At 72.5% G+C, this 19,628-nt stretch carries 19 protein-coding genes; 13 read left to right on the top strand and 6 right to left on the bottom strand.

Going from position 1 to position 19,628, the window contains the following annotated elements; translation table 11 throughout:
* Positions 1-115: 115 nt before the first annotated feature.
* Complete coding sequence (locus tag QMG73_RS40760; protein ID WP_281904696.1) at positions 116-814, bottom strand: DUF3626 domain-containing protein; 699 nt, start codon at positions 812-814, stop codon at positions 116-118.
* 625 nt (positions 815-1,439) lie between these two features.
* Between QMG73_RS40760 and QMG73_RS40755 the strand changes: the two genes are divergently transcribed.
* From QMG73_RS40755 to QMG73_RS40745, 3 genes are all read left to right on the top strand, one after another.
* Positions 1,440-2,357: a DUF6282 family protein gene (locus QMG73_RS40755; protein ID WP_281904694.1), complete on the top strand. Its 918-nt coding sequence runs from the start codon at positions 1,440-1,442 to the stop codon at positions 2,355-2,357.
* Positions 2,354-3,013, top strand: coding sequence for a GntR family transcriptional regulator (locus QMG73_RS40750; protein ID WP_281904693.1), 660 nt, complete (start codon positions 2,354-2,356; stop codon positions 3,011-3,013). Before QMG73_RS40755 ends, QMG73_RS40750 begins: the two co-directional genes overlap by 4 nt.
* A gap of 74 nt (positions 3,014-3,087) precedes the next feature.
* On the top strand, positions 3,088-4,902 hold the full coding sequence (locus QMG73_RS40745) for an ABC transporter ATP-binding protein (RefSeq protein WP_281904692.1): 1,815 nt from the start codon (positions 3,088-3,090) through the stop codon (positions 4,900-4,902).
* On the opposite strand, the gene QMG73_RS40740 is transcribed toward QMG73_RS40745, so the two are convergent.
* Positions 4,887-6,692 carry an AfsR/SARP family transcriptional regulator gene (locus QMG73_RS40740; protein ID WP_281904691.1) on the bottom strand — a complete coding sequence of 602 codons (1,806 nt, stop codon included), beginning with the start codon at positions 6,690-6,692 and terminating at the stop codon, positions 4,887-4,889. The genes QMG73_RS40745 and QMG73_RS40740 overlap by 16 nt on opposite strands.
* A gap of 176 nt (positions 6,693-6,868) precedes the next feature.
* Here QMG73_RS40740 and QMG73_RS40735 point away from each other — a divergent pair, with 176 nt between their 5' ends.
* Complete coding sequence (locus tag QMG73_RS40735; RefSeq protein WP_281904689.1) at positions 6,869-7,057, top strand: hypothetical protein; 189 nt, start codon at positions 6,869-6,871, stop codon at positions 7,055-7,057.
* 84 nt (positions 7,058-7,141) lie between these two features.
* Complete coding sequence (locus QMG73_RS40730; RefSeq protein WP_281904687.1) at positions 7,142-7,780, top strand: peroxiredoxin family protein; 639 nt, start codon at positions 7,142-7,144, stop codon at positions 7,778-7,780.
* Here the strand turns inward: QMG73_RS40730 and QMG73_RS40725 are convergent.
* Positions 7,697-8,203: a S26 family signal peptidase gene (locus tag QMG73_RS40725; RefSeq protein ID WP_281904685.1), complete on the bottom strand. Its 507-nt coding sequence runs from the start codon at positions 8,201-8,203 to the stop codon at positions 7,697-7,699. The two genes, QMG73_RS40730 and QMG73_RS40725, sit on opposite strands and share 84 nt — an antisense overlap.
* 40 nt (positions 8,204-8,243) lie before the next feature.
* On the opposite strand from QMG73_RS40725, the gene QMG73_RS40720 reads away from it, so the two are divergent.
* Genes QMG73_RS40720 through QMG73_RS40710 form a run of 3 tightly spaced genes read left to right on the top strand, consistent with a single transcriptional unit; the run spans position 8,244 to position 10,738 of the window.
* Positions 8,244-8,810 carry a MauE/DoxX family redox-associated membrane protein gene (locus QMG73_RS40720; RefSeq protein ID WP_281904682.1) on the top strand — a complete coding sequence of 189 codons (567 nt, stop codon included), beginning with the start codon at positions 8,244-8,246 and terminating at the stop codon, positions 8,808-8,810.
* Positions 8,811-8,852: 42 nt separating this feature from the next.
* Entirely contained in the window at positions 8,853-10,100 is a 1,248-nt protein-coding gene (locus QMG73_RS40715; RefSeq protein WP_281904681.1) for a sensor histidine kinase, read from the top strand.
* A complete protein-coding gene (locus QMG73_RS40710) occupies positions 10,088-10,738 on the top strand; it encodes a response regulator (RefSeq protein ID WP_281904679.1) in 651 nt (216 codons plus the stop codon). The genes QMG73_RS40715 and QMG73_RS40710 overlap by 13 nt, the downstream gene beginning before the upstream one ends.
* Positions 10,739-10,750: 12 nt before the next feature.
* Here QMG73_RS40710 and QMG73_RS40705 read toward each other — a convergent pair whose 3' ends face one another.
* Both QMG73_RS40705 and QMG73_RS40700 read right to left on the bottom strand, forming a co-directional pair.
* On the bottom strand, positions 10,751-11,956 hold the full coding sequence (locus QMG73_RS40705; RefSeq protein WP_281904677.1) for an alanine racemase: 1,206 nt from the start codon (positions 11,954-11,956) through the stop codon (positions 10,751-10,753).
* A 42-nt stretch (positions 11,957-11,998) separates the two neighbouring features.
* Positions 11,999-12,760 (bottom strand): SDR family NAD(P)-dependent oxidoreductase, encoded by a 762-nt coding sequence (locus QMG73_RS40700; protein ID WP_281904676.1) that lies wholly within the window; start codon positions 12,758-12,760, stop codon positions 11,999-12,001.
* Between the two features lie 73 nt (positions 12,761-12,833).
* Here QMG73_RS40700 and QMG73_RS40695 point away from each other — a divergent pair, with 73 nt between their 5' ends.
* Positions 12,834-13,445 (top strand): TetR/AcrR family transcriptional regulator, encoded by a 612-nt coding sequence (locus QMG73_RS40695; protein WP_281904675.1) that lies wholly within the window; start codon positions 12,834-12,836, stop codon positions 13,443-13,445.
* Here QMG73_RS40695 and QMG73_RS40690 read toward each other — a convergent pair.
* On the bottom strand, positions 13,442-14,920 hold the full coding sequence (locus QMG73_RS40690) for a hypothetical protein (RefSeq protein WP_281904674.1): 1,479 nt from the start codon (positions 14,918-14,920) through the stop codon (positions 13,442-13,444). The two genes, QMG73_RS40695 and QMG73_RS40690, sit on opposite strands and share 4 nt — an antisense overlap.
* 228 nt (positions 14,921-15,148) lie before the next feature.
* Here QMG73_RS40690 and QMG73_RS40685 point away from each other — a divergent pair, with 228 nt between their 5' ends.
* From QMG73_RS40685 to QMG73_RS40670, 4 genes are all read left to right on the top strand, one after another.
* Positions 15,149-15,979, top strand: coding sequence for an arginase family protein (locus QMG73_RS40685; protein WP_281904672.1), 831 nt, complete (start codon positions 15,149-15,151; stop codon positions 15,977-15,979).
* 406 nt (positions 15,980-16,385) lie between these two features.
* Complete coding sequence (locus tag QMG73_RS40680; protein ID WP_281904670.1) at positions 16,386-18,044, top strand: HNH endonuclease signature motif containing protein; 1,659 nt, start codon at positions 16,386-16,388, stop codon at positions 18,042-18,044.
* 70 nt (positions 18,045-18,114) lie between these two features.
* The gene (locus QMG73_RS40675; protein WP_281904668.1) at positions 18,115-18,684 is read left to right on the top strand and encodes a hypothetical protein; all 570 of its coding nucleotides are present in this window, start codon (positions 18,115-18,117) and stop codon (positions 18,682-18,684) included.
* A gap of 42 nt (positions 18,685-18,726) precedes the next feature.
* Positions 18,727-19,554 carry a DUF72 domain-containing protein gene (locus tag QMG73_RS40670; protein ID WP_281904695.1) on the top strand — a complete coding sequence of 276 codons (828 nt, stop codon included), beginning with the start codon at positions 18,727-18,729 and terminating at the stop codon, positions 19,552-19,554.
* Positions 19,555-19,628 lie beyond the last annotated feature (74 nt).

The following is a 19,628-nucleotide window of genomic DNA, read 5'->3' as shown; positions in this document are numbered from 1 at the left end:
CGGCGGGCGGCGCGGGCGGCGCCGCGGGGGGCGCGGGCGGCGCCGCGGGGGGCGCGGGCGGCGCCGCGGGGGGCGCGGGCGGCGCCGCGGGGGGCGCGGCGCCGGGCGCGGGGCGTTAGGACATCTCCGCGTGGCCGAAGCGGGCCACGTAGTGCCAGACGCGCTTGAGCGCCTGCTGGTCGTAGCCGCCCGCGCGCGACGCGTCGCCGATGATCGCGGCGTCGAGCCATCCGCCCCGAGCCAGCGACACCCCCAGCTCGACGAACTCCGCGCCGCGATACTCGGGATGCCGGCGCAACTCATCCACATGCAGCCGGAAGCCACCGTGCCACTCGACCGGGCACCCGAGCGCCGCCGCCTCGGCCTCGACCGCCGTGCCGCGATAGCACGGGTCGAGCACCAGCGCCTCCACGTCGCGAGCCAGCTCGACCGGCCCGTGCACGTGCGCCTCGACGTAATCGTCGAGCGGCTCCCGGTCGTCCTTCAAAGCCAGCTCCACCAGTGTGGACAGTCTCGCCACCACTCCAAAGTGGACCGGCTCGAACACGCTGTCGGGGTAACAGAACGTGGTCCGTTCGAGGGTGTCGACGGTCAACCGCAGATGCGACGATCCGAACCGCGGCGAGCCGCCCACCGTACGCCCCCGGAAGTTCAGCGACCCGTACCTGGGACGGTCGGCCGCCGGCCCGCCGTCGTAGGCACCGTCGAACATCCGGCTCTCCCACCGCCACCGGTCGCCGCCCTCGTGCGCGGTCAGCCCGCCGTTGCTGGTGCCGGTCTCGAACTGCGACCGGTACACGCCGTCGCGCGCCATCACCCGCAGGATCGGCTCACCCGCCGCCAGCCGGTCGGGGTGGAAGTGCAGCGTCACGCGCCACGCCGGGTCGGCGCCGTCGCCGGTGGCCAGCGCCGCGACATGGGCAACGGCCCGCACCCGAGGCTCATCCATCGCCGGAGTATCCAACGACGCGACGCCTCCCCGCACGACATAATCGCCCGGCGCCGGCCGCAGCGATGGGGCAGGCTCAAAATCGAGCTTTGAGCTACCGCGACGCCCGTCGTGCGCCAGACCGCTGCTCCCGCGGCCTCGCCCTCCGCGATTCACGATCAACCCCGGTCGGGGTCGGCCCGTGGGACGGCGGCCGGTGAGGCCGCGGGAGCAACGGCACAGAGCACGGCGAACGTCGCGGCAGCTCAAATCCCCGATTTTGGCCGGATCGACATACCGCACGCCTCCCAACGGCCGGCAGACCCTCGCCGATCAAGGCCATTCGCATCGATCAAGGGCGAATGCACGCGGAAAAGAGATCCAACCACGTGCATTCGCCCTTGATCGGCGCAACCGGCACGGCGGGTGACCCCGGTCGGGGGATGGGCGGCAGCAGGGTTGACCTTGTCGACATGATTGCTAACAATCGCGTCGACAAGAGGGAGGCCCCATGCCCGATCACCCCGTTCCCACGGCACTGGCCCGGGAGCTGGTCGCTACCGCGTACGACACGCACGTCCACGTCGCGCCCGACGTGATGAAACGCCGCATCGACGATGTCACCCTCGCGCACCGGTTCGCCGAGGTGGGCATGGCCGGCTTCGTCCTGAAGTCGCACTACGTGCCCACCGCCGAGCGGGCTGAGGTGGTGCGCGGCGTCGTGCCCGGCGTGGACGTGCTGGGCGCCCTCACGCTCAACGGCTCGGTCGGCGGCCTGAACCCGGTGGCCGTGGAGATCGCCGGACGGCAGGGCGCACGCGTGGTCTGGCTGCCCACAGTGGACTGTGCGAACGAGCGCGCCAGCCGGGCCACCCTGCCGCCCGGCGCGCCGGTGCCGATGTGGGCCGCGCTCCAGGACGAGCTTGCCGAGCAGGGCATCGTCGCGCCGGCGATCGAGGTCGTCGACGAAGGCGGCGCGATCGTGCCCGAGTTGCTGGCGGTCTTCGCGGTCATCGCCAAGCATGACATGGTGCTGGCGACCGGCCACCTGAGCGGCAGCGAGATCATCGCGGCCGTGGACGCGGCGGCCGACGCGGGCGTGCGGCGCATCATCGTCACGCACCCGGAGTTCACCTCGCAGCAGCTCGACGTGGCCACCCAGCGCCACCTCGCCGAGCGCGGCGCCCTGCTGGAGCGCTGCTTCACCACCCCGTACACCGGCAAGGTCTCGTGGGAGCTCGTCTTCGAGCACATCCGCGCGGTCGGCCCGGAGCACTCGATCCTGTCCAGCGACCTCGGCCAGCCCTTCAACCCGCCGGTCGAGGACGGGCTCGCGCTGCTGGCGGATCGCTTGCTGGAGGCCGGGTTCACCGCGGACGAGGTGCACACGATGGCCGTGACGAACAGCCGCAGGGTGATCGCGTCGTGAGCCCGGAGCGGACCTCGGCCGCCGTGCGGGCGCGAGACAAGCTGCGCGAGGCGATCCTGCGCGGCGAGTACCTGCCGGGCGAACGCCTGGTGGAGGCCCAGCTGTGCGAGCGCCTCGGCGTGAGCCGCTTCAACGCGCGGACGGCGCTGCAGGACCTCGTCGCCGAGGGCCTGGTCGAGATCCAGCGCAACAAGGGCGCCCACGTGCGCAAGGTGTCGATCGACGAGGCCATCGAGATCACCGAGGTGCGCATGGTGCTCGAGGGCCTCGTCGCCGCGCGGGCGGCCGAGCGGGTCACCGCCGAGCAGGCCGCCGAACTGGAGGAGATCGGCCAGCTCATGCGCCGGGCCGTCGAGGCCGAGGAGTTCCGCCGGTACAGCGATCTCAACCAGCGCCTGCACTCGCTGGTGCGGCGGATCGCCGGTCACACCACCGCCGACCGGCTCATCGCGACGCTGCGCGGGCAGCTGGTGCGGCACCAGTACATGCTGTCGCTGCTGCCCGGGCGGCCGGCGGTGTCGCTGCCGCAGCACGAGCGGATCATCGCGGCTATCCGCGCCGCCGACCCCAAGGAGGCGGAGGCGGCGATGCGCGACCACATCAACAGCGTCGCCGCCGCGATGCGGGGCATGGACGTGCTCGGCGGCCTGCCCTGACCGCCGGAATGTAGCGGCCGGAATGTAGCGGGGCTGTAGCTGCCTCTGGATGCCGGCTTCCTAGCTTCGCGACCATGACGGGCATCGCGCGCGTCGCCCGTGCGGTCGCGGTGGTGTGGCGGGCCGGGCGCGTGAACTTGATCGTTTTCGTGGCGCTCGCGCCGATCGCCGGCACGCTCCCGGTGCTGGTCGCGTGGCTCACGAAGCTTGTCCTCGACCGGATCGTCGACCCGTCCGCCGGTGCGATCGCGGGCCCGGTGGCCGCGCTCGCCGTCGCGGCGGTCGGCACCGCGGTGGTGCCGCACCTGAACGAGTACCTGCGGGCGCAGGTGGGCCGCGCGGCGGCGATGGTGGCGCTGGGCGAGCTGTACCGGGCGACCGACCGGCTGACCGGGCTGCGCCGCCTGGAGGACGCCGAGTTCCAGAACACGCTGCGCCTCGCCGAGCAGGCCGGCCGGGACGCGCCCGCGCGCAGCGTCGACGGGCTGCTCGGCCTGGTACAGGGCGCCGTGCAACTCGCCGGCTTCCTGGGCGCGCTCGCCGTGCTCAGCCCCACGATGACCGGGCTGGTCGCGATCAGCGCGATCCCGGCGCTGGTGGCCGAGATCCGGCTGAGCCGGCAACGGGCCAAGCTGCTGTGGGACATCACGCCCGGCTGGCGCCGCGAGATGTTCTACGCCGGGCTGCTGACCAGCCTGCCGGCCGCCAAGGAGCTGCGCCTGCTACGCCTGGGCGGGCTGTTCCGCCGCCGGATGCTGGGCGAGCTGAGGGCGGCGCACGGCGCGCGGCGCGTACACGATCGCCGGGAGGTGCGCACGCAGGGCGTGCTCGCGGTGCTCGGCGCCGCGACCGCCGGCGCCGGGCTGGTCTGGGCGGTCGGCGCGGCGCGGTCGGGTGCCCTGTCCGTCGGCGACGTCGCGGTCTTCGTCGCGGCGGTGGCAGGGGTACAGGGTGGCCTGACCGCCGTGATCGGGCACATCGCGGGGCTGCACAACGCGATGCTGATGCTCGGGCACTACGAGGGTGTCGTCACCGTCGCGCCCGACCTGCCGGCGCCCCGCGAGCCCCGGCCGGTACCGCCGCTGCGGCACGGCATCGAGCTGCGCGACGTGTGGTTCCGGTACGGGCCGGAGCATCCGTGGGTCCTGCGCGGCGTGAACCTGTTCATCCCCAGTGGACGGTCGGTGGCGCTGGTCGGGCACAACGGCGCCGGCAAGAGCACGCTCGTGAAGCTGCTGTGCCGGTTCTACGACCCGACGCGGGGCGCGATCCGGTGGGACGGCGTCGACCTGCGCGACTTCCCGGTGGCCGAGTTGCGGACCCGGATCGGCGCGGTGTTCCAGGACTACATGACGTACGAGATGACCGCGGCGGAGAACATCTGGCTCGGCGACGTGCCGCCGGACGGCCCGGACCGGGTACCGGACGGCGACCTCGGGCGGATCCGCGACGCCGCCCGCCGCGCCGGCGTCGACGGCGTGCTCGCGGCGCTCCCGCGCGGCTACGGCACGATGCTGTCCCGCGTCCTCGAACTGGACGACGACTCCGACGACCCGGGCGTACTGCTCTCCGGCGGCCAGTGGCAGCGGGTGGCGATCGCCCGGGCGGTCCTCCCCGCCGTGCGGGACCTGCTGATCCTCGACGAGCCGAGCGCCGGCCTGGACGCCGAGGCGGAGCGCGACATCCACCTGCGCCTGCGCGAGTACCGGGCCGGCCGCACCAGCCTGCTGATCTCCCACCGCCTGGGTACGCTGCGCGACGCCGACCTGATCGTCACCCTCTCGGCCGGCACGATAGCCGAGCAGGGAAACCACGAGACCCTGATGGCACGCGGCGGCCCGTACGCGTCCCTGTTCGAAGCGCAGGCCGAGGGCTACGCGCCCGTCTGAGACAGATCCGCGAGGAACAGCCGCAACAGGTCGGGCACGTGGAACGTCGTCGGGCTCACCGCCTCCAGCAGGTTCGCCTCGGTGAGGCGGTCCAGGAGAGCCACCGCCCGCCGTTCGGATGTGCCGATCATGGTCGCCGCCACGGCACCGGGGAACTCCGGTACCCGCAGCGCCGCGACCGTCCGGAGCGCGGTCGCGGCGGCCTGGTCGTCGGGGTCCGCGCTGCCGGCCAGCTCGCCGTAGCTCGCCCAGAAGCTGGAGCGCAGCGCGAGGTCGTCGGCGCGCAGCTCGTCGAGGCGGTCGCGCTCGTCGGCGAGCCGGCCGGCCAGGTCCGCGAGCGTCCAGTCGGCGCGGGCGGCCAGCCGGGCGCCCGCGATCCGCAGCGCGAGCGGGTTGCCGTCGCACAGCGCCACCAGCCGCGCCGCCATCGGCGGATCCGCCGCGACCCGCTCGTCGCCCGCGACCAGGCCGAGCAGGCACGTGCCGTCCGCGACGCCGAGCCGCTCCAGCCGCAGCCGGGTGGCGTCGAGGGCGCACATCGGGCGGTTGCTGGTGACAAGTACCGCGCAGCCCGGTCCCGCGGGCAGCAGCGGGCGTACCTGGTCGACGCTCGACGCCCCGTCCAGGACGATGAGCAGCCGCCGGGCGGCCGTCTGGGACCGGAACGTCGCGGCCGCCTCGGCCAGGTCGTCGGGCACGCCGCCGGGCGGCACGCCCAGCCCGCGCAGCAGCCGGCCGAGGGCGTGTGCGGGATCGACGCCCGGCGCGCCGGCTCCGTCGCCCCGCAGGTCGAGGTGGAGCTGCCCGTCCGGGTACCGGCTGGCCAGCAGGTGCCCGGCGCGGATGACCAGCGCGGTCTTGCCGATGCCGCTGGGGCCGTGCACGACCACGACCGGCGACCGGCCGGCGGTGGCGCAGGCGGCCCGGAGCGCGGCCAGTTCCCGCGCCCGGCCCACGAACGTGACCGGGTCCGGTGGGAGCTGGCGCGGCGGCGCCACTGCCCGCACGGGGGTGCCGGCGACCACCGGCGGGTCTGGCTCGCCCGGCGGCGACAGCTCCGGGGCCCGGCGCAGGATCGCCTGGTGCAGCGCGGCGAGCTGGGTGCCGGGCTCGATGCCGAGCTGCTCGGCGAGCGCCGCGCGGGCGCGCGAGTACGCCCCGAGGGCCGCCGGCACGTCGCCTGACCGGTACAGGGCGAGCATGAGCTGGTGGTGCAGGCGCTCCCGGAACGGGTGGGCCGCCACCAGCAGCCGCAGGTCGGCGGTCACGGCGGCGTGCTCGCCCACCGCCAGCCGCGCCTCCACGAGGTCCTCGATGACCGCGAGGTGCTGCTCTTCCAGCAGGGCGATCCGGGTGGCGAGGTCGGGACCGGGGTCCACGTCTTCCACCGGCGCGCCGCGCCACAGGTCCAGCGCCTCGCGGAACCGGGCCGCCGCCGCCGCGTAGTCGTCGCGTACCAGCGCGGACCGGCCGGCCTCGGTGGCGGTCTGAAACCGTTGCAGGTCCAGCTCGTGCGGCTCGACCCGCAGCAGGTATCCGGCGGGGTTCGCGACCAGCCGGTCACCGGCGTCCACCTCGCCGAGCACGCGGCGCAGGCCGCTGGCGTACGTGCGGAGGTTGGCGACCGCCGAGCGGGGCGGGCAGTCCCACAACTCGCCGACGAGCCGGTCGAGCGAGACCCGCTCGTTGGCGGACAGCAGCAGCGTGGCGAGCATCGCGCGCGGTTTGCGCGGACCGACCGCTGTCGCGCCGAGCCGCACCGGGCCGAGCACCTGAAACCGGAGTACCACATGTGCCTCAATCCCTTGGAGATCAAGGCCCCCCGTCGGGTCACATTAGACACGTGCCTGGCGGTCGGCAAGGGTCTCTTGGTTCCGCGGCGATGTATCGGCGCTGTACCTGCACGTGTACCGGACGTGAATACGTTCCACCCAGCAAGACATTGATCATGATTGGAGGAATGTCGATGACCAGACACGTCGGCGCGCTCGCCGACCGGCTCCTCGCGATGGTGCTGCCCAAGACCACCGCGTCCGCCGTCTGCGAGCCAGGCTGCGGCCAGGTGCCCATGTGCTGCCGCTACACCAACACGAAGTTCAGGTGGCGCACCTGCGGTGGCCCGACCTGCGGCTGTTGGTGGAGCGACTGGTGCTGAGCACCAGCCGGTGACCCGTCGCGGCCGGACCTCGCGCCCGGCCGCGATCCACCATTCGTCGATCGTCCACGGAGGAGTGAGGTCATGCCCACCATCGTCGCCGCCATCGCCGTACTCACCGCGCTCGTCCTGCTGAACCTGCTGCTCACCTTCGGCGTCATCCGCAGGCTGCGCGAACACTCCGAGCAGTTGGCCGCCAACGCGCCGACCCGGACGATCCCGGTCGGTGCCACCGTGCCCGAGTTCAGCGCCACCAGCGAGCGGGGCGACGCCGTGTCGACCGCCACGCTGCGGGGTGATGGTCGGGGCGGCACCGGCGCCCTGGTCGCCTTCATGGCCCCGGACTGCCCCGCGTGCGCCGAGCAGCTGCCGGCAGTACGCGAACGCCTCGCCACCGCGGTCGGCGGCCCCACGGCCGTGCTCGTGGTCTTCACCCGACTGCGCGCGGCGACCGACCCCGGCGACAAGTCCGCCGCCGAACTGGCCGAGGCGCTCGGCGTGGCCGGCGGCCCCGCCGTGATCGTGCACGAGCCGCTCGACGGGACGCTGCAGACGACCTTCCAGGTGGCCGCGTTCCCCGCGTTCTACCTGGTCGACCCGGACGGCAAGGTGGCCGCCGCCAGCAACGGCATCACGGACCTACCCGTGCCGCCCCAGCGGTCCCTCGGCCCGGTCGGTCCCATCAGCACCGTTCGCGCCGCCGACCCGGTCGCCGCCGGCTGAGGCCGAGGATGGCGACTTGCCAGCCCCCAGGCGCCGGACGACCACGCCCCGCGCCAGGTGGGGATCCAGCGGGCCGAACATCCGCGAGTCCATGCTGTGCTGGGGCGCGTCGCCGAGCACATAGAGCCGGCCGTCCGGCAGGCCGGCCACCCGCTTCACGATCAGCTGGCTGCGGGCCACCCTCTCGCCGTCCGGGATGATCACGCCGGGCGGCGGGAGGCAGACGACGACGGCACCGACCCGCAGCCGCCGACGGAACCCGCGCCGCAGCACCAGGAGCTGGTCGCCGTGCTGGTATGTGGGCGTCATGCTGTCGCCCTGTACGCCCACGACCTGCAGCACCGCGCGGGCCGCCAGGAGCAGGCCGGCGACGAGCACCACCACGACACCGGCCACGACCAGCGCGAGCGTCAGTCCATCCACGACACCACCGTAGCGACACACGATCACCGGAGCGCCGACCGTGCCGTACCTGTTGCTGTTCGCCCAGTGCCTGATCGGTCTCACGTTCGTGCTCTCGGTCGCCGGCAAGGTGCGCGGCCGCCGGGAGTTCCGGGCGTTCGAGGAATCGTTGCGCGGCATGGCGCTGCTGCCGGGCGCGCTGGTGCGCCCGGTCGCCGCCGTCGTGGTGGCCGCCGAGGCGGTGGTGCCGGTGCTGCTCCTCCCGGTGCTGCTACTCCCAGGATCCGGCTCGCCGTTCGCCATCGCGGGCTTCCTGCTCGGCGGGACGCTGCTGGCGGCGTTCACGGTGGCGGTGGCGCTGGTCCTGCGGCGGGGCACGGCCGCGGAGTGCCGGTGCTTCGGCGGGGCCGCCCCGACGCCGTTCCGCCGCCACCACATCGTGCGCAACGCCGCCCTCATCGCGGTCGCGGCGGCTGGCGGGTACGCGGCGTGGAGCGGGGCCACACTGACCGGTCAGTCAGCCGCCGTCGCGGTGCCGCTGGGCGCGGTGGCCGCGCTCGCCGTGGCGTACCTCGACGACCTGCTCGCCCTCTTCCGGCCGGTCGGGAACGCCGGAACGTATAGCTAGCACTACCGCGCGGGCGCGCGGCGCGCCGGTACCGTGCGAGGCATGCCGGTCCGCACCGCGCAGGACGCGCTCACGCTGCGCCCGACGCGGTTCCTACGCAGTTCGTGGCCGTGGCGGTCGGCCCTGTACCTCGCCGCCGGCGCGGTGCTGGGCTGCACCGGCCCCCTCGCGGCGCTCCACCTGCTCGCCGGCGAGCTCACGCTGCCGCAGTTCGCCATCGGCGTGGCCGCCTACGCGCCGGTCGTCGCCTGTGCGGTCCCGGTCGCCCGGCTGGAGCGGCGGCGGCTGCGCCTCGTCGACGGGTACCCGGTCGGCGACCCCCACGAGCCGTTGGAGCGGCCCGGCTGGCGGCACCGCCTGCGGGTGCGGCTGCGGGAGCAGGCGACCTGGCGGGAGTTCGGGCACGCGATCGTCTCGGGCGGCGTCCTGTGCTGGATGGACGGATTGGTGGTCGTGTTCGCGGTCTGGTACCCCGTGACGTTCGTGTTCTACCCGATCTTCGACCCGGACGAGCCGCTGCGGTACCTGGTGGCCCTGTGCGGCGTCGTCCTCGTGCTCGCGGCGCCGTACCCGGTGACCGCCTGGGCGGGCGCCCGCGCCGCGCTTGCCCGGGCGCTGCTCGCCCCGCGCGAGACCGATCTCGGCGAGCGGCTGGTCGAGGTGACCCGGTCGCGGGCGCGGCTCGTCGACGCGTTCGAGATCGAGCGCCGCCGGATCGAGCGCGACCTGCACGACGGCGCGCAGCAGCGGCTCGTGGCGCTGAACATGCACCTCGGGCTGGCCCGGCTGGAGGCGCCGGCTAACTCGCCGCTCAGCGAACAGCTAGCCACGGCGCACGAGCTGGCCAAGCAGGCGCTCACCGAGCTGCGCGAGCTGATCCGGGGCGTACACCCGCAGGTGCTCGCCGACCGCGGCCTGGTCGCGGCCGTCGAGGACGTCGCGGGCCGCTCGCCGGTACCGGTCGACGTCGACATCCGCCTGCCCGGGCGCCTGCCCCGGCCGGTCGAGGTCACCGCGTACTTCGTCGTCGTCGAGGCGCTCGCCAACGTGGCCAAGCACAGCGGCGCCACCCGCGCCCTCGTCACCGCGTCCATTGTGGAGGGAAGGGTGCGGCTGCGGGTGGAGGACGACGGCACCGGAGGCGCCGACCCGGACGCGGGTACCGGCCTGGCCGGCATGGTCGACCGGGTCGCCGCCGTCGACGGCACGGTCGCGCTGTCCAGCCCGCCCGGCGGGCCCACCGTGCTCCAGGTCGAGTTCGCCGGGATACCGGACGCATGGCGCGAGTGATCGTCGCCGAAGACGGCGTGCTGATCCGGGAGGGCATCACCGGCCTGATCACCCGCTTCGGGCACGATGTGGTCGCGGCGGTCGGCGACGCCGGCGCGCTCGTCGCGGCCGTCCGCGCGCACCGGCCGGACATCGTGGTCACCGACGTGCGGATGCCGCCGTCCTTCACCGACGAGGGCCTGCAGGCCGCGATCCGGCTCCGGCAGGCCGACCCGGACCTGCCGGTGCTGATCCTGAGCCAGTACGTCGAGCAGACCTACGCGGCCGAGCTGCTGGAGTCGGCGCGACCGGGCACGGGCGGCGTCGGGTACCTGTTGAAGGACCGCATCGGCGACGTGATCGAGTTCGTCGACGCGCTGGACCGGGTCGCCGGCGGGCACACCGTGGTCGACCCGGAGGTGGTGCGGCAGTTGCTGCGCCGGCGCCGCGATCCGGTGGCCCTGCTGAGCCCGCGCGAGCGCGAGGTGCTCGCGCTGATGGCGGAGGGCCGGTCGAACGCGGCGATCGCCCGCGCGCTCGTGGTCAGCGAGGCGGCCGTGGCGAAGCACATCGGCAGCCTGCTGACCAAGCTGGACCTGCCGCCCGACGAAGACGACCACCGCCGCGTCCGGGCGGTCCTGGCGTACCTGCGCGGTTAGAAGCCTGCGCGGTTAGAAGTGCGTGCGGATCAGGTCGGTGACCGTGTAGTCGTCGTCCACGACGGGGATCAGGCGCCACTTGTCGAACGCGGTGCACGGGTGCGAGATGCCGAAGGCGACCAGATCCCCCGGTTCCAGCTGGGTGCCGGGGGCGACCTCCAGGTACGCGTGGTGGTCGTTGGTCGCGGTGACGCGCAGCCCGCCGGCCGGACGCATCGCACCGTCGCCGCCGCGCACCGACCTGGGCACCGGCAGGCCCTCGTCGTAGGGCACCTCGCGCTTGCCCATGCCCACGATCGCGAGCCCGTCCTCGGGCGCCGAGAGGACCTGCGCCCACACCTCCAGCGCCGCGTCCAGCGCGCCCTCGCCGGGCACCCGCCGGAACGGGGTCGCCTCGCGGTAGACGCCGTCGTCGTGCGTGACGTACGCGCCGCTGCGCAGGACGGCGCGCAGCCGGTGGCCGGGCACCCACTGGCCGGCGAGCCGGTCGGCGACGAGGTCGAAGTACTTGCTGCCGCCAGCCGTGACGACGACCTCCTCGGGGAGCAGACCCGCCGCCGCGAGGTCCAGGACCGCGGTCCGCAGCTCGTCGAGGTACCAGCCGGCCGAAGGCGCGCCGGGCAGCCCGCCCTCGTACCCGGCGACGCCCGCCAGCACGAGCCGGGGCTCGGCCGCCACCGCACGCCCCAGGTCGACGACCTCGGCGACGGTGCGGCAGCCGGTGCGCCCACCCGGGAACCCCAGCTCGACGAGGACCCGCAGCGGTGTGGTGGTCACCGCCTCGGCCGCGGCCTGGACGCCGGCGAGCGAGTCGACGTACAGCAGGACCTCGAATCCCTCCGCCGCGGCGATCCAGCGCAGGGCGACCGGGTCGAGCAGCTCGTTGGCGAGCAGCACCCGCGTGATGCCGAAGGCGCGGCACGCGAGGACCTGGTTCGCGGTCGCGACGGTGATGGCCGCGGCGCCCGCCTCCAGCTGGGCGGCGAACAGCGACGGCGCCATCGTGGTCTTGCCGTGCGGTGCGAACTCCAGCCCGTGCCGCGCGCAGAACCCGGCCATCGTGTCGATGTTGCGCGCGATGGCCGGCCCGTTGGCCACCATCACCGGCCAGGTGAAGGCGCCGTCGAAGAGGTGGTGCTTGGCGGCGACGAACTCGTCTTCGGTGACCGCTTCCGGCGCCCAGAAACCCTTGGCACGCCAGTCGACGACGTCTGTCATGAGGACACTCTGCCACCCGCGAAGACGCCCTCGCCGCAACTCCTAGACGGCGGCCCAGCCGTTGTCGACCGGCAGGACGGCACCGTTGACGTTGCTGGCGGCGTCCGAGGCGAGGAAGACGATCGCGGCGGCCTGCTCGTCGGCGGTGGCGATGCGCCCGACGTTCCCCATGTAGGGGCCCAGGGCTTGCGGTCCGAGGGTGGCAGGATCGGCCTGTACCGAGATGCCGGTCATCGTGCCGCCTGGTGCGATGGCATTCGTCCGGATGCCGGCGTTGCGGTACATGACAGCGAGCGACCGGGTCAGCCCGACGACGCCGTGCTTCGACACCGTGTACGCCGTGCCCGCCGCACTGCCGCGCAGTCCCGCCTCGGAGGCGGTGTTGACGATCGCGCCCTTGCCCTTGGCCAGCATGTGCGGCAGCGCCGCGCGGGTCAGCAGGAACGGCGCGGTCAGGTTGACCCGCAGGACGCGCTCCCACTCCGCGTCGGCAACGTCCGCGGCCGCCGACATGGTGTCCATGATGCCGGCGTTGTTCACCAGCACGTCCAGGCCGCCGAACGTGCTGACCGCGGTCCGCACGACCTGGTCGACGACTGACTGGTCGCTCAGGTCTCCGGCGACCGCGACGGCGGTGCCGCCAGCCGCCTCGATCTCGGCGACGACATCCTTGGCGGCGTCGGCGTTGAGGTCGGCGACCACGACGTTGGCGCCCTCCCGCGCGAACCGCAGGGCGGTGGCCCGCCCGATACCCGAAGCCGCGCCGGTGACGACGACGCTGCTGTTCTCCAGCCCACTGCTCATGATCCGAGGTTACGACTTAATGTCGCGATGTGCCAGTAAGTCATTCGGTGACAAATAGTGTAGGTTGCGTGACATGGCCGTTCACCGCACCGGGCGTCCCCCGCTGACGGAGCGGCGCAAGGCCGCGACCCGGCTCGAGATCGCCCGCGAGGCGGTCGCGCTGTTCACCGACCGGGGCGTCGCCGCGACGTCCGCCGACGAGATCGCCGCCGCGGCCGGCATCTCCGTGCGCACGCTCTGGCGGTACTTCCCCAACAAGGAGAGCAGCGTCCTGCCCCTGCTCACGGGCGGCATCGAGGCGACCGCCCGCGCCCTGCGCTCCTGGCCGGCCGGCAGCGGGATGGCGGCACTGCTGGACGACCTGGTGTCGCAGGGCCAGGAGACCATCACCGACCTGCCGGCCCTGCTAAATCTGGTACGCCTCACGCGCACCGAGGCCGGGCTGCGCGCCGTGTGGCTCCAGTCGCACCACGACGCCGAGCCGGTCTTCGCCACCGCGCTCGCCCAACGCGCCGGCCTGCCCGACGACGACCCGACCGTCCGGATCCAGGCCGCGATGATCAATAGTGCGCTGCGGGCAGCCGTCGAGCACTACGCCTTCCGCACCGACACCGCCAACCAGGAAGAGTTGACGGCGTCGGTACGGATGGCGATGGCGACCGTCGCCCGGGGCCTACCCGACTAGCTGCTGTAGGCCTTGACCTCCAGGAGGCCGACGGACTGGGCGCCGCTCTGCAGCACCACGCGCAGCCGGGTCGTGCTCACAGAGCCGAACGTGACCCGGTTGTACTGGTTGAGCGCCACGGGATAGCCGCTCGCGCCGGGCACGTCGACGTACGCGCTGCCGTTCCAGGACTGGAGTTTCCACGACGCCGGCAGGCGTACGCCGTCGTTGTCGTCGAAGAAGTACACCTCGGCCCGGGTGAGCGTCTGCGCGGACGCCCACGTCAGCAACGCCCACTGCTCGCCGGTGTTGGGCCAGGTGCCCCAGCGCGGGTTGACGGTGTCGTTCGACTGCGCCGGCTCGGCACCGTCATTGATGGCGGCGATACTCTCCCACGGTGAGGTGTACGAGGCGGACGCTGTCGCCGACGTCGCCAGGTTTCCGTTGGGCACCGGGCCCGGACCGCCCGCCCCCTTGATGAGGAACAGGTTGTCGGCGACGTTGAAGTAGTTCGCCAGGTACGAACCCGCGGCCGGGTTGGTGTGGTAGTAGTCGTCGTGGTTGCAGTCCAGCCGCTGGTCGTGCGAGCGGTCGGTGCACTTGGTCTGAATGACGACGTTCGGGCCGTCCTTGTAGCACATCACGTCCCACTCGTCGACGCAGTGGGCCGCGCCGGAGGCGTTGGGTGCGTTGTTGTTGACCGCGCCGAGCGTGTGCCCCAGCTCGTGTGCGGCCACACCGGCGCTCCAGCAACCGTTGTCGGCACGCGCGTACTCCGGTCCCGAGTTTGACCGGTTGGCGTCGCTCTTGCGGGTATCGCCGGCGAACCCGCCGATTCCACAGTAGACGCTCGCATCGACGAACTGGAGGTACTTGCGGTCGGTGCGGGTGTAGCCCGCGGCGCGGACCGCGTTCAGCAACGGCGCCCAATCGTTGGCGTTGAGCGCGGAGTCAGCGATCTGGACGTCACGCACGACGGGACGGCAGGCCCCGTTGACGGTCTCCGTCACGTATCGCACGTGCCGCTCGCCGCCGGTCTCCTTGGCGCTCTCGTTGAATATGACGTCGACGCCCTCGGCCAGCGTCCGGAACGTCTCCAGATACTGGTTGTACCGGCTGGTCGAGCCGTGGATGTAGAGCACCTCGACGCGGCGGCCGGAGGTGCCGTCACCCTCGCACACCGCCAGCGCGCTCGCGGCCAGCGGCGCGGTGGTGAGCGGCTGGACACGGCTCTTGACCGACAGGCCCGCCGGGGCGGCGTCCGGACCGTGAGTGCACATCGCCGGGCTGACACCCTTGACCTGGAACAGGCCGGCACACGGGCCGGACTTGGCGGCCGTCAAGCCGCCGTAGATCATGCCTTGCGCGGCGTCGTCGGCGGGCAGCCCTGCCCGGCTGGACTCCTCGCCCGCGAACGCGCTGCCGGCCAGCAGCCCGACGGCGACCGCCATGGCGCAGGCGCCAGCGGCAAGCCGATAACGAACACGATGGAGCATGTCGCGGTTTCCCTTCACGAGAACCCGCGCGCCGCCCGGTGGACGCGGGAAGTGGCGATGCGCCCCGCCGCGCCACCCGGCTGGCAACAGCCCCACTGCCGCGCCCGCACCCGGCCCAAGGGACTTGCTGCCCGACCACACAAGCGGCGGCAAACAGGGACATCGATGATGTTTTGGCAGCCAACCAACAATAGGCGTCGATGTCAAGACTTGATTTAGGATCGGGTCATGCAGGGTGTGACGGTGGTGGAGGTACCGCAGTGGCAGGCGTCGGGATCGCGCACGGCGTACCGGTTGCGGCGGGGCGCGGCGGAGCTGGCTGACTTCTTTCCCAGCGACGAACGGCTGCGCGCCGACACGGAACGCCAACCCACCGGCGCGCGCGACGGGGTCGCCGCCCTCGACACGCTCGCGACCAACCTGCACGCGATCCGCGCCACCCTCGCTCGCGCGCACGGCTCGACCGTCATCACCGTCGGCGGCGACTGCGCGGTCGACCTGGCACCCATCGAGGCGGCCCTGACCCGGCACGGCGACCGGCTGGCCGTGGTCTGGTTCGACGCGCACGGCGACCTCAACACGCCCGCCTCGTCACCCTCCGGCGCCTTCCACGGCATGGTTCTGCGCACCCTCCTCGGCGACGGCCCCTCCGAACTGGCCCCGACGCGTGCCCTGCGCCCCGAGCAGGTAGTGCTGGCGGGAGTACGCGCGCTGGACGCGGGCGAGCGAGCGTTCATCGAGGCCCAGTCGATCCGTCACGTGCCCGTGGCCGCGCTCGCCGATCCGGGCACGGTAGCCGACGAGGTCGCGGCCACCGGCGCCGGCGCGGTGTACGTCCACATTGACCTCGACGTGCTGGATCCGGGAGTATTCGGCTCCGTCGGCACACCCGAGGCCGGCGGTCTGGCACTCGACCAACTCGTCGCCGCGGTGCGCGCACTCGCCGCCCGCTTCACGCTCGCCGGCCTGTGCGTAGCCGAATACGAACCGCACCGCCCTACCGACCGCGAGATCCTAGCCGAGCTAGCCGCCGCCTTACGATCCACAATGGACCCATAGCCGGTGACACCCCTCACTCCGCTCCCCTCGCTCCACCCGCTCCCCTCGCTCCGCCCGTGCCGGCCACGCCCGTCCCCGCTCCGCTGCCGGTGCGCTTCTCTCGTCGATCAAGGGCGAATGCACGTGGTTCGATCTCTTTTCCGCGTGTTATTGCCCTTGATCCATGGAAACGCCCTTGATCGATGGAACAGCTCAGCGCTAAATAAGGGGCAACGCCGTCGACACTGCGAGGCGGGAGGTCCAAGATCGCTACATCTGCGGCGCCTGTGTCGAATAGCTGCCCCTATGGGGGCAGCAGGCTTCCACGATCAGCGACACCGACCACTGTGGACACACGGCCGTTCTGACGCCGGCCGGGTTGCCGGCGGGGCAACGGATGTCGGTGGATTTCGATAGAATTGAACATGTGATCGAGAGGCTGGTCATTCCTGAAGATCTGGCGGAGATGCCGCCCGGTCCGGGGTTGGCCGCGATCCTCGCGCGTATCGACCGGTCGTGTGTCAACGGCCACGACATGGTCACCGTCATGCAGGCCAGGGCCCGTCAGGTCGCCCACGATCAAGCCGAACTGCTGGCCGATATCGTGGAAGTCGCGCACTGCCCACCCGGCACCTTCAACAGCCCGGTCGAGCGACTCAAAGGGTTGAGCCGGTATCCGGATGATGAGGTGCGGGTCGCGTTGTGCTGGACCCGCCGCGCCGCCGGCGAGCAACTTACCCTCGCTGTGGATGTGGTCGAACGCCTCCCTGATGTGTACGCGGCTTTGCGGGCCGGGCACATTGACATTCCGCGGGCTCGGGTGTTCTGCGACGTGCTCTCCGTGCTGGCGGAAGATGTGGCACGACAGGCGGCGGCGCGGTTGTTGCCTGTCGCGGATGGTCTGACGACGGGGCAGTTGCGGGTGCGGTTGCAGCGGCTGGTCATCACCATCGACCCCGACGCCGCCCGCATACGCCGCGACAAGAGTGTCGTGGATCGGCGTCTGGATCACGGGCTGCTGCCGGAGGGCACCGCGTTCCTGGGCGGCACCAACCTACCCGCCGAACGCGCCGCGGCAGCCTCCGCGCGGATCGACGCGATCGCCCGCGCCGCCCGCCGCGGCGACGACGAACGCACCCTGGACCAACTACGCGCCGACACATTCCTGGACCTACTCGAAGGCCTGAACACCGCGACCGCGTTGTCCGCCGCGCCCTCCAACATGGCGAAGACCCCGACGATGGCCGCACCCTTCGACCCCGGCCAGGCCGACGGCACGAACCGGCAGCCCGGCGTCGGCCAGGCACCCGGCATAGCCAACCCGCTCGGCACCGGCCAGGCACACGGCACGACCGAGCGGCCCGGCACAGCCAAGGCCGCCCACGCGCCCGGCACAGCCAAGGCCGCCGACACGCCCGGCACGGCCGAGACCGCCCACACGCCCGACACGGCCGAGGCTGCCCATGCGCCCGGCGCGGCAGAGGCCGCCAGCCAGCCCAGGTCGAGCGAAACGGCCTGCGGGGACACCGCGCCTGGCACCGCCGGCCCAGCCAGCACCACGACCGGGCCGGTGCGCGGCGGCGTCGAGCTCACCGTGCCGCTGTCCACCCTCATGTGGCTCACCGAACTACCCGGAGACCTCGCCGGCTGGGGACCGGTCATCGCCGACATCGCACGCCAAGTCGCCGAGCAGCAACGACGCGGACGATGGCGATTCACCGTCCACGACGGCAACACCCTCTACACCGGCGTCACCCGCCGCAGACCAACCGCCGAAATGGCCGACCACATCAGCGCACGAGACCGCACCTGCCGAGCACCCGGCTGCCGCGTCCCCGCCCACCGAGCCGACATCGACCACATCAAGGACTGGGCACACGGCGGCCCCACCGAGGAACGCAACCTCGGCACCCTCTGCCGCCACGACCACGGAGTCAAACACCACGGACACTGGAAATACCGCCAGATCGCACCCGGCGTGTACCAGTGGCGCACCGCCCTCGGCCACACCTACCTCGTCCCACCCGAAAGGCTTGACTGGGACTGGGACACCTACCCGTACGACTCGCCCACGCATATCCGATAATCCCGTTGTGGGATTCTGGGGAACCTTTGTTGTGGCGCGCGACGCTCGCCCGCTCCCGACCCTCGCCGGCGTGCGGGAGCTCGCCGACCACATTGTGTGGCACGGCGCGGGTCAAGACGGCTGGCAGGCGGTTCAGTTGCACCGCGCGCCCGACGACTGGCGCCCACCCATGACCGCGGAGGACGGCCGGGAGAGCCTGCTGGAGTCGCTGGTGGAGCAGACCGGCCAGCCGGTGCTGGCGGCGGTCGTACTGGACAGTGACGGCGCCCAACTCATCGGGTACAGCCCACGGGCCGGCCGGTGGAGCTCATGGTTGAGCCTGGAGGCGATCGTCGACTACCTCGACTCGCAGTACTCCGACCGTCTCGACGTGGATGACGACGAGGAGCTCCCCGAGGATCTCGACGAGTTCTGGAAGAACCGCTACCGCGAAGCCTGCCGCCCGCTGTACGAGTTGGCGCCGCCCAGCGACATCGCCGCGCCGCACGCCGTGGCGTGGGCGGCCGAAGCGGGTTACGCACCGAGCGTGGCGGCGGTCGAGGCGGCTCTCGGTGGCGGTGCCGTGCTCGTCGAAGACCAGTTCTTTACGCTCCTGGCGGCGTTGGGGCTACCCAAAATGACGGCGGTAGCCTACGGGTGAAAGGCTGACGACGACACCATGCGCCTTCATGTTGGCTGTGCGATGTGGACGCTCAAGCCGTGGCAGGGACGCTTCGTGCCGCACCCGCTGCCGCCCGAGGAGCGCCTGCGGGCGTACGCGAGCTGGTGTGACGCGGTCGAGGGCAACACGACGTTCTACGCGACGCCCGCACGGAGCACGGTGGCGTCGTGGGCGAAGCAGACCGACCCCAGCTTCCGGCTCGTCGTCAAGCTGCCGAAGACCATCACGCACGAACACCGCCTGACCGGCGCCGAAGACGAGCTGCGGCAGTTCCTGTACGCGATCGAGCCGCTTGGACCGCGTGCTCACGCCCTCTGGCTGCAACTGCCGGGGTCGTTCGCTCCGGACGACGTCGCCGCCCTGGCCGGCTTTCTGCGCCGGCTGCCCACCTCGCACCGGTACGCGGTCGAGGTGCGCCACCGGGAGTTCTTCGACGATCCGCGCGCCACCCGGCTGCTCGAAGCCGCGTTGGCGAGCGTGGACGCGGAGTGGATCCCGTTCGACACCAGCGTATTTTTCCGGAGCCGCCCGACCAGTGACGCCGAGCGGGACGCGTGGACGAAGAAGCCGCGCATGCCGCGCCGGTCGGTGGCGCTGACCGACCGGCCGATCGTGCGGTACCTGGGCCGGGACGCCGTCGAGCAGACCGTCGAGGGCTGGCAGCCGTGGGTGGAGACCGTCGCCGAATGGCTGGGCGAGGGCCGCTCCCCCACCGTGTTCATCCACACGCCCGACAACGCCGACGCCCCGATGCTGGCCCGCCGCTTTCACGACGAGGTGCGGACCCGGGTGCCGGAGCTGGAGCCGCTCCCCGAGCCCGTGGCCGCCGAGCCACCCACGCTGTTCTGATCAGAGCGCGGATGGATCAGCCCGCGGCCGGATCAGCCCGCGGCCGGATCAGAGCGCGGCCGGATCAGGTCGGC

Origin of the sequence: Phytohabitans aurantiacus, from assembly GCF_027923225.1 — a bacterium.
GTDB classification, from domain to species: Bacteria; Actinomycetota; Actinomycetes; order Mycobacteriales; family Micromonosporaceae; genus Phytohabitans; species Phytohabitans aurantiacus.
This window is presented reverse-complemented; position numbering and strand designations above follow the sequence as displayed.

Excerpts from the sequence above, each read along its gene's own strand:
- QMG73_RS40745 (WP_281904692.1), top strand. The coding sequence starts at position 3,088 with ATGACGGGCATCGCGCGCGTCGCCCGTGCGGTCGCGGTGGTGTGGCGG.
- QMG73_RS40685 (WP_281904672.1), top strand. The coding sequence starts at position 15,149 with ATGCAGGGTGTGACGGTGGTGGAGGTACCGCAGTGGCAGGCGTCGGGA.
- QMG73_RS40715 (WP_281904681.1), top strand. The coding sequence starts at position 8,853 with ATGCCGGTCCGCACCGCGCAGGACGCGCTCACGCTGCGCCCGACGCGG.
- QMG73_RS40755 (WP_281904694.1), top strand. The coding sequence starts at position 1,440 with ATGCCCGATCACCCCGTTCCCACGGCACTGGCCCGGGAGCTGGTCGCT.
- QMG73_RS40700 (WP_281904676.1), bottom strand. The coding sequence starts at position 12,760 with ATGAGCAGTGGGCTGGAGAACAGCAGCGTCGTCGTCACCGGCGCGGCT.
- QMG73_RS40670 (WP_281904695.1), top strand. The coding sequence starts at position 18,727 with ATGTGGACGCTCAAGCCGTGGCAGGGACGCTTCGTGCCGCACCCGCTG.
- QMG73_RS40730 (WP_281904687.1), top strand. The coding sequence starts at position 7,142 with ATGCCCACCATCGTCGCCGCCATCGCCGTACTCACCGCGCTCGTCCTG.
- QMG73_RS40735 (WP_281904689.1), top strand. The coding sequence starts at position 6,869 with ATGACCAGACACGTCGGCGCGCTCGCCGACCGGCTCCTCGCGATGGTG.
- QMG73_RS40705 (WP_281904677.1), bottom strand. The coding sequence starts at position 11,956 with ATGACAGACGTCGTCGACTGGCGTGCCAAGGGTTTCTGGGCGCCGGAA.
- QMG73_RS40690 (WP_281904674.1), bottom strand. The coding sequence starts at position 14,920 with ATGCTCCATCGTGTTCGTTATCGGCTTGCCGCTGGCGCCTGCGCCATG.
- QMG73_RS40695 (WP_281904675.1), top strand. The coding sequence starts at position 12,834 with ATGGCCGTTCACCGCACCGGGCGTCCCCCGCTGACGGAGCGGCGCAAG.
- QMG73_RS40760 (WP_281904696.1), bottom strand. The coding sequence starts at position 814 with ATGGCGCGCGACGGCGTGTACCGGTCGCAGTTCGAGACCGGCACCAGC.
- QMG73_RS40710 (WP_281904679.1), top strand. The coding sequence starts at position 10,088 with ATGGCGCGAGTGATCGTCGCCGAAGACGGCGTGCTGATCCGGGAGGGC.